Origin of the sequence: Sulfitobacter sp. HI0129 (assembly GCF_001635395.1) — a bacterium.
Taxonomy (GTDB): Bacteria; Pseudomonadota; Alphaproteobacteria; order Rhodobacterales; family Rhodobacteraceae; genus Sulfitobacter.
The window spans coordinates 1-8,054 of record NZ_LWGH01000339.1 but is presented as its reverse complement, the minus strand read 5'-3'; the positions used below and the strand labels follow the sequence as shown (position 1 = coordinate 8,054).

The following is an 8,054-nucleotide window of genomic DNA, read 5'->3' as shown; positions in this document are numbered from 1 at the left end:
CCGCCCTGCCCGACCGGCTGATACTGACCCCGGTGGAGGCCGGCGCCGCGGCCCTGCTGGAAGGCGCCATCGAGGCGGGCGACGCGGAACGGATCGTCAAGCAACTGGAGGCGCTGGAGCCTGCGCCCTCCCGCGTCTACCTCAATTCACCGGGCGGCTCGGTCGGCGATGCGCTCGACCTTGGCCGCTACCTGCGCCGGGGCGGCATCGCCACCGCCCTGCGCGACGGCGACATCTGCTATTCAGCCTGCCCCTACCTGCTGGCCGCCGGGACGGAGCGGCACGTGCCCGACAGCGCCTCCGTCGGGGTGCATCAGCATTATTTCGGCGAAAGCACGCTGCTGCCCGCCTTCGTCGCCGTGGAGGACATCCAGCGCGGCCAGGGCGAGGTGATGGGCTATCTCGACGAGATGGGAATAGACCCGCTGGTCATGCGCCATGCGCTGGCGACCCCGCCGGATGAAATCTATGTCCTGCTGCCGGAGGAGCTGAGCCGCTACAGGCTCGTCACGGAAACGGAAGAGGCGGGCAACTGACCCCTTGTCGGCGGGTCGGCGCGGCCCTACCTAGGGTCCGTGACGGGTTCTGCCCTGTTCGTGAGACGTTACATTCCAGTGGCCTTAAGCAAATCCGAGGGAGCTGGCTCTGGTCGAGCCCTGGTTCGATTACCCGGCGCCCACCTGTACATACAGGTCCTCGGGAATAAATACCGACCGGCAGGCGTGGTTCCCGTCACACTCCCCCGCTTTCGGACTGCAAAGATCCGCTCCGCCCGTGGCGCGGGCGGGATTTGAGTATTTGCAAAAGGGTGAAGAGAGCGCGGTCAGCGCGTCCTAGAACGCTTCCGGCCGGGCTTCGCGCGCCATATGGTCCAGCACCGCGTTGACGAAGCTGGCTTCCTTGCCGTCGGGAAAGAACGCGCGCGCCACGTCGAGATATTCGGAGATCACCACCCGGGGCGGCGTGCCCGTATCGCGCAGTTCGGCCCCCGCCGCGCGAAAGAGCGCGCGCAGGGTCGGGTCGATCCGGGCAATGGGCCATTTCGCCACCAGCGCCCGGTCGGTCATCTGGTCGATCGGCGCCTGATAGTTCACCGCGTCTTCCAGCAGGCGCGCGAACAGCGTGATGTCGCCATCCAGCATCTCCTCACCGTCGTAGGTCGCGCCGAAGCGATGGTCGAGGAATTCGCGGCGCACCCGTTCGACGGTCTGCGACGAATGTTCCATCTGGAACAGCGCCTGCACGGCATAGAGCCGCGCCGCCGATTTCATCTTGCGCTTCTGGTTTCCGGACAATCCCGGAGCGGTGCCTGTCATGTGATCTCTTGTCCGTCTGATCCCTGGGCAAGAACGGTGTCCTGCCCCAGCGGCTTGAACCCGATACCCTTGGTCTGGGCGCCCCACTTACGGCCCAGCGCAATGAGATGCAAGGCCGCTGCGGCAGCCCCGCCGCCCTTGTTCTGGCCTTCGGGATCCGCGCGGACTTCGGCCTGTTTGCGGTTCTCTACCGTCAGGATCCCGTTGCCGATGCACAGCCCCTGCAGCCCCAGAAGCTGCAGCGCCCGGCTGCTGTCGTTGCAGACGGTCTCATAGTGCGTCGTCTCGCCCCGGATCACGCAGCCCAGCGCCACGTAGCCGTCGAAATGCGTCCGCCGGTCGGAAATGCCGATGGCGGTGGGGATCTCCAGCGCGCCGGGCATTTCGATCGTCTCGTGGGTGGCGCCGGCGGCCTCCAGTTCCGCCCGCGCGCCTTTCAGCAGCCCCTCGGCGATATCGCTGTAATAGGGCGAGACCACGATGAGCACTTTCACGGGCCGGTCGAACTCCGGGCGGGGAAGGACGGTGTGGGTTTCGGTTCCGGCCATGGTTCAATCCTTTCGGGTGATCGGGCGGGTGCCCACGATCGACAGCGCATAGGCATCAAGGCCCAGGTAACGGGTATCGGGGTTGTCCGTCAGCAGGATCAGCTCGTGCAGCCCCATGGAGGACAATATCTGCGCCCCCAGCCCCGTCCGCTTGACGATGCGCGGCGCCTCGTCCTCATCCTCGTCGAGCCGCAGGCGCGGGAAGGGATCACGGAACAGGATCACCGCGCCCCGCCCTTCGGCGGCGATGATCCGCATGGCTTCGGGCAATTCATCCGCCGGGGTGGGCCCGAGGCCGAGGATATCCTCCAGCGCGTTGACCGCATGGGTCCGGATCAGCACCGGCTCCGGCGTGGTCACGTCACCCTTGGTCAGCACCACGTGATCGGTGCCAGTGATCTGGTCGGAGAAGATGCGCATCATCCACTCCCCCCCGTAGGCGGAGGTGACGGGGCGCGCATCGCGTTCCGTCAGCAGGTTGTCATGCTTGTGCCGATAGGCGATCAGGTCGCTGATCGTGCCGATTTTCAGCCCGTGCTGCTTGCCGAATTCCACGAGGTCCGGCAGCCGCGCCATGGTGCCGTCTTCCTTCATGATCTCGCAGATCACGCCGGAGGGGTTCAGCCCCGCCAGCCGCGAGATATCCACCGCAGCCTCCGTGTGGCCCGCGCGCACCAGCACGCCGCCGTCACGCGCGCGCAGCGGAAAGACATGGCCCGGCGTCGCGATATCCGCAGGGCCTGCCTGTTCGCTGATGGCGACGCCCACGGTCAGGGCGCGGTCGGCGGCAGAGATGCCGGTGCTCACGCCTTCGCGGGCCTCGATGCTGACGGTAAAGGCGGTCTCGTGCCGCGAGGAATTGTTCACCGCCATCATCGGCAGGCCGAGGTGGTCGATCCGCTCCGCCGTCATCGGCAGGCAGATCAGCCCGCGCCCGTGGGTGGCCATGAAGTTGATCGCCTGCGCGTCGGCGAATTGCGCGGGGATCACCAGATCGCCCTCGTTCTCGCGGTCCTCGTGATCCACGAGGATGAACATGCGCCCCGCGCGCGCGTCCTCGATGATCTCTTCGATGGGGGCAATCGCCTGTGACAGGCCTTCCTCGACGGGTCCGGGCGTTTCAAAGTTCATGGTCGGCATCCCTCTGGCGGATTTGGGCGCTGGATACCGCAGCACATGCGGGAAAGCCAGAGCGGGTTAGACCCAGGGCGCGAGGTCACGCGCCGCCTGCTCGGCCTCGGCCCGGGTGGCGAAACGGGGACCCTCGGGCGCGCCCGTCTTCCGCCAGCCATGCCCGTCTTCCGGATCGCGCCGGAACATCGCATAGCCGAAGCGCCCGTCGGGGAAGGCCAGAATGTCGACGCAGGTGGTGCCGTTCGGATCCTCATGGGAAGCGAGGACGCGGGGTTTCAAGCGGTCTCCGCCAGCCGGGCCACGTAGCGGGCCAGCGTGTCGATCTCGAGGTTGATGCGATCACCCTCCGCCACCTCGCCCCATGTGGTGGCTTCCTTGGTATGGGGGATGATGTTGACGCCGAAGGTGCTGCCATCCACCTCGTTGACCGTCAGCGAGGTGCCGTTCAGCGCCACCGATCCCTTGGGCGCGATAAAGCGGGCCAGCGCGTCAGGGGCGCGCAGCGTGAACCGCGTGCTGTCGCCTTCCTCGCGCAGGGCCACCACCTCGGCCACGCCGTCAACATGGCCCGACACGATATGCCCGCCCAACTCGTCGCCCACGCGCAGCGCCCGTTCGAGGTTGAGCCGCCTTCCCTCGCTCCAGCGGCCTGCCACGTTGGTTTTCGCCACCGTCTCCGCGCTGATCTGCACCTCGTACCAGTCGGGGCCGAGGTCCACGACCGTGAGGCAGATGCCGTCGCTGGCGATCGATGCCCCCATGTCGATGCCCGAGGTGTCGTAGCCCGTGGCGATCCGCGCGCGCAGGTCGCCTTCCTGCCGGGCGGAGAGCACGGTGCCGATGTCGGTGATGATGCCGGTGAACATATAGGGTTCCTTTCGGTGCTGCGGTCTGCGTACCCCCCGCGCCGCCCTGAGGCAAGGGGCGTGCAGAGCCACATTTCTGCCCCTATCCTATGGTTCATTCGGCCCATCGACGCTATCCGAGGACCACCATGACACCCCCATCCCCGGAACACCGGGTCTTTCTGTTCCTTCAGGGTCCGCACGGGCCCTTCTTCAACCGGCTGGGCAAGATGCTGCGGCTGGCGGGGGCGGATGTCTGGCGCGTGGGCTTCAACGCGGGCGACCGCGCCTTCTGGTTCCACCCCGCAAGCTACATGCCCTATCGCGGCACGGTGGAGGACTGGCCCGAAACCTTCGACGGTATCGTGACGGAAAAGGGCGTGACCGACGTGGTGCTCTACGGCGATACGCGCCCCGTCCACGCCGAGGCGGTCGCGCTGGCCAAGGCCCGGGGGCTCACCGTGCATGTCTTCGAAGAAGGCTACATGCGCCCCTATTGGATCACCTACGAACGGGGCGGATCGAACGGCAATTCGCGCCTGATGGACATGGACATCGCCCAGATGCAACAGGCGCTCGCCCAGTCCGACATGGAGGCCCCCCTGCCCCCAGGCCACTGGGGCGACATGCGCCACCATATCTTCTACGGCGCGCTCTATCACTGGTTCGTCATGTTCCGGAACGGCGATTACCGCAACTTCCGCCCGCACCGCAGCCTGCCGGTCACGAAGGAGTTTCAGCTCTACGTCAAGCGGCTGCTGCTGATGCCCGCACTGGCACTGGACCGGCTGGCCTCCACCCTGCGGATCAGGCTGGGGGGGTTCCCCTATCACCTCGCGCTGCTGCAACTGGAACATGACAGCGCGTTCCAGATGCATTCCCCCTTCGACACGATGTCGGATTTCCTCGAACTGGTGATCGAAGGTTTCGCCCGCGGCGCGCCCCAGCATCACCACCTCGTGGTCAAGGCCCACCCGCTGGAGGACGGCCGCGTGCCCCTGCGCGGCGAAATACGCCGCCTCGCCCGGCTGCATAATGTGGCGGCGCGGGTGCACTACGTCCGTGGCGGCAAGCTTGCGCAGTTGCTCAACGATGCGCGCAGCGCCGTCACGGTGAATTCGACCGCCGGGCAACAGGTCCTGTGGCGCGGGATCCCGCTGCGGGTCTTCGGGCGGGCGGTCTACAACCAGCCCGAATTCGTCTCCGAACAGCCCCTGCCGGAATTCTTCGCCGGGGCCACCCGGCCCGACAACCGCGCCTACAAGGATTACCGCCGCTACCTGCTCGAAACCTCGCAGGTGCCGGGGGGCTTCTATTCCGCGCGCGGGCGCACACAGCTCATGCGGCAGGTGGTCGACATGATGCTGGCGCCCGAAGATCCCTATGAAGCGCTCAGCCTCGGCACCGCGGCACCTCGGCAACAGTTGCGCGTCGTCACCTGACCCGGCACCGCCCTCACAGTAGATTTGTCCCCCGTTCTGCAGTAGCTTTCGGGAAATTACGTCGAAAAAACCGGCGAATACGAGGCAGAATAAAACAGGTCGAGGAGACCGGGCAGTGAATTTCGTACATTTCCGCTGGGCACGTCCCGTCGCTTTCATCGCGGCGTTGTCCGTCCTATCCGCTTGCGGCTTGCCCCAGGTGGGCCCGAACAAGCGGCAAATCTACTCTGGTTCCGTGCAAAAGGAAGGCGATGCCTTCATCGTCGCGGTGAACGACCGCGTCACCCGCGCCACCGCCATCACCCCGGCGCTCGGCTTCTCGCCCGCGTTCAAGAACGCAGGCCAGATCGGCTCCGACACGATACGCGCGGGCGACATCCTGGGCCTGACGATCTGGGAAAACGTGGATGACGGGCTGCTCGCTGGGGATACCGGTGCGGCCACCATCCTTGAAGAGATACAGGTCGACGGCAACGGCTTCATCTTCGTGCCCTACGCGGGCCGGATCAGGGCGGCGGGCAACTCGCCCGAAGCGATCCGCCGCATCATCACCAACAAGCTCGCCGAACAGACGCCCGATCCGCAGGTGCAGGTGCGCCGCATGGCCGGTGACGGGGCCACCGTCTCGCTCATCGGGGCCGTGGGGGCGCAGGGCGTCTATGCCATCGAACGCCCGACCCGGACGCTGGGCACCATGCTGGCGCGCGCGGGCGGCGTGACGATCGAACCGGCAATCGCGCAGGTCACCGTGGTACGCGGCAACATGCGCGACAAGATCTGGTTCGAAGACCTCTACGATCACCCCGAACTCGACATCGCGCTGCGCGGCGGCGACCAGATCCTCGTGGAGGAGGACTCGCGCTCCTTCACAGCACTCGGCGCGACAGGCGGGCAGGCACAGGTGCCCTTCGAATCGCAGAACCTCTCGGCGCTGGAAGGCATCGCGCAGGTCGGCGGCCTGAACCCGCTCAGCGCCGATCCCACCGGCGTCTTCATCTTCCGCAACGAACCCGAGGAAGTGGCCGAACAGGTGCTGGGCCGGCAGGATCTGCTGGGCGCGCAGCGCATGGTCTATGTGCTCGACCTCACCCAGCCTAACGGCATGTTCATGGCCCGCGACTTCGTGATCCGCGACGGCGATACGCTCTACGTGACCGAAGCCCCCTTCACCCAGTGGAGCAAGGTGATCTCCGCCATCACGGGCACCGCGGGCTCCGCCTCCTCGCTGGCAACCCTCACTTCGGGCTGACGCGACCGCATGGGCCCCGGGCCTGACATCCACGACACCCCCGCCGCCGGTTCCGAAAGGACCCGGCGGCTTTTCGTCTACAACGGCGGTTTCGTGACCAACCGGCGGGTGCGGCGCATCCTGCAGCTTTCGGGCCATTCGCTGCACCTCGGCCTGCCGGGGCCGGGGGATGCCGTCGCCGTCTGGGGCAATTCCCCCACCGCCCACCGGGGGCGGCGGGTGGCAGCACGGCGCGACGTGCCGCTCGTCTTCGTCGAGGACGCGATGCTGCGCTCGCTCCACCCCGGTCGCGCAGGCGAGCCACCGCTGGGCCTGCTGATCGACAGCCGGGGCAATCACTTCGATCCGGCGCGGCCCTCGGACCTTGAGACCCTGCTCACGGAACATCCGCTCGACGATACCGCGCTTCTCAACCGCGCCCGCGCCGCCATCGCCCGCCTGCGCGAGGCGCATCTGAGCAAATACAGCGGTTTCGACCCCGCCCACCCGGTGCCGGAACCGGGCTATGTCCTCGTGATCGACCAGACCCGGGGCGACGCCTCCGTCACCGCGTCAGGCGCGGACCGGGCGCGCTTTCTCGAAATGCTGGTCTATGCCCAGCAGGAACACCCCGGCGCGCGCATCGTGATCAAGACTCACCCCGAAACGCGCGCGGGCCACCGGGCCGGGCACTTCGACGCGCAAGATACCAGCGACCGCGTCACCCTGCTTTCGGGTCCGGTCAGCCCATGGAGCCTGCTCGAAGGCGCGGTGGGCGTCTACACCGTCTCCTCCCAACTGGGGTTCGAGGCGATCTTCGCAGGCCACCGCCCCCGCGTCTTCGGCCAGCCCTTCTACGCCGGTTGGGGCCTGACGGAGGACGAATTCCCCGTTCAGCGCCGCCAGCGCAAACTGACCCGCGCGCAACTCTTCGCCGCCGCGATGATCCTCTACCCCACATGGTACGACCCGCACCGCGACCGGCTCTGCCAGCTTGAAACCGCGATGGAGGCGCTCGCGGCACAGGCTCGCGCTTGGCGGGAGGACCGGCAAGGCTGGGTCGCCTCCGGCATGCGCCTGTGGAAACGCCGCCCCCTGCAGGGCTTCTTCGGTCAGGTGAGGCCCGTCCGCTTTGCCGACGATCCCGCCCGCGCGGCGACCATTGCCCAAAGAACGGGACGGCGGCGCATGGTCTGGGCCGGCAAGGCCGACGCGGAAGACCGCGAAACCGTCCGGGTGGAGGACGGCTTCCTGCGCTCACGCGGGCTGGGGGCCGCCCTCGTGCCGCCCCTGTCGCTGGTCTGCGACGATCTGGGCATCTACTACGATCCCGCCCGCCCCAGCAGGCTGGAACAGCTAATCGCGGCGCGGGCCGAGTTGCGGCCCGACCAACAGGCGCGGGCCGAGGCCATCATCGACCGGCTGCGAAGAGGCAAACTCAGCAAATACAACCTCGATGCACAGGGCGAGGGCTTTCCGGCAGACACCCCCCCGGGCCGCCCCCGCCTGCTCGTCCCCGGCCAGGTCGAGGATGACGCATC

The 8,054-nt window shown here is 67.2% G+C and carries 9 protein-coding genes and 1 other RNA gene; 5 read left to right on the top strand and 5 right to left on the bottom strand.

All coding sequences use genetic code 11. From position 1 onward, the window contains the following. A partial coding sequence (locus tag A3764_RS08500) for a hypothetical protein (protein ID WP_067951483.1) occupies positions 1-536 on the top strand: 536 nt, incomplete at its 5' end. Positions 537-579: 43 nt separating this feature from the next. Next, positions 580-733, top strand: a non-coding RNA gene (ssrS, locus tag A3764_RS08495) — 6S RNA. A 100-nt stretch (positions 734-833) separates the two neighbouring features. Here ssrS and nusB read toward each other — a convergent pair. The 5 genes from nusB to A3764_RS08470 form a co-directional block, all read right to left on the bottom strand. Beyond that, positions 834-1,316 carry a transcription antitermination factor NusB gene (gene nusB / locus A3764_RS08490; protein WP_067928838.1) on the bottom strand — a complete coding sequence of 161 codons (483 nt, stop codon included), beginning with the start codon at positions 1,314-1,316 and terminating at the stop codon, positions 834-836. Further along, complete coding sequence (locus A3764_RS08485; RefSeq protein WP_067928836.1) at positions 1,313-1,864, bottom strand: 6,7-dimethyl-8-ribityllumazine synthase; 552 nt, start codon at positions 1,862-1,864, stop codon at positions 1,313-1,315. The genes nusB and A3764_RS08485 overlap by 4 nt, the downstream gene beginning before the upstream one ends. Before the next feature lie 3 nt (positions 1,865-1,867). Further along, positions 1,868-2,995: a 3,4-dihydroxy-2-butanone-4-phosphate synthase gene (gene ribB / locus A3764_RS08480; RefSeq protein ID WP_067928834.1), complete on the bottom strand. Its 1,128-nt coding sequence runs from the start codon at positions 2,993-2,995 to the stop codon at positions 1,868-1,870. A gap of 66 nt (positions 2,996-3,061) precedes the next feature. After that, the gene (locus A3764_RS08475) at positions 3,062-3,277 is read right to left on the bottom strand and encodes a hypothetical protein (protein ID WP_067928831.1); all 216 of its coding nucleotides are present in this window, start codon (positions 3,275-3,277) and stop codon (positions 3,062-3,064) included. Then, entirely contained in the window at positions 3,274-3,864 is a 591-nt protein-coding gene (locus tag A3764_RS08470; protein ID WP_067928829.1) for a riboflavin synthase, read from the bottom strand. Before A3764_RS08470 ends, A3764_RS08475 begins: the two co-directional genes overlap by 4 nt. A 128-nt stretch (positions 3,865-3,992) precedes the next feature. Here A3764_RS08470 and A3764_RS08465 point away from each other — a divergent pair, with 128 nt between their 5' ends. From A3764_RS08465 to A3764_RS08455, 3 genes are all read left to right on the top strand, one after another. Further along, the gene (locus A3764_RS08465; RefSeq protein WP_067928827.1) at positions 3,993-5,285 is read left to right on the top strand and encodes a capsule biosynthesis protein; all 1,293 of its coding nucleotides are present in this window, start codon (positions 3,993-3,995) and stop codon (positions 5,283-5,285) included. A gap of 115 nt (positions 5,286-5,400) precedes the next feature. Further along, positions 5,401-6,534, top strand: coding sequence for a polysaccharide biosynthesis/export family protein (locus A3764_RS08460; RefSeq protein ID WP_201722148.1), 1,134 nt, complete (start codon positions 5,401-5,403; stop codon positions 6,532-6,534). Between the two features lie 9 nt (positions 6,535-6,543). Further along, positions 6,544-8,054: capsular polysaccharide biosynthesis protein (locus A3764_RS08455; RefSeq protein WP_067951481.1), on the top strand; the 1,511-nt coding region annotated here is incomplete at its 3' end.

Bases quoted from the DNA above. Each gene is read 5' to 3' on its own strand.
- nusB (WP_067928838.1), bottom strand. From the start codon at position 1,316: ATGACAGGCACCGCTCCGGGATTGTCCGGAAACCAGAAGCGCAAGATG.
- A3764_RS08485 (WP_067928836.1), bottom strand. From the start codon at position 1,864: ATGGCCGGAACCGAAACCCACACCGTCCTTCCCCGCCCGGAGTTCGAC.
- ribB (WP_067928834.1), bottom strand. From the start codon at position 2,995: ATGAACTTTGAAACGCCCGGACCCGTCGAGGAAGGCCTGTCACAGGCG.
- A3764_RS08470 (WP_067928829.1), bottom strand. From the start codon at position 3,864: ATGTTCACCGGCATCATCACCGACATCGGCACCGTGCTCTCCGCCCGG.
- A3764_RS08465 (WP_067928827.1), top strand. From the start codon at position 3,993: ATGACACCCCCATCCCCGGAACACCGGGTCTTTCTGTTCCTTCAGGGT.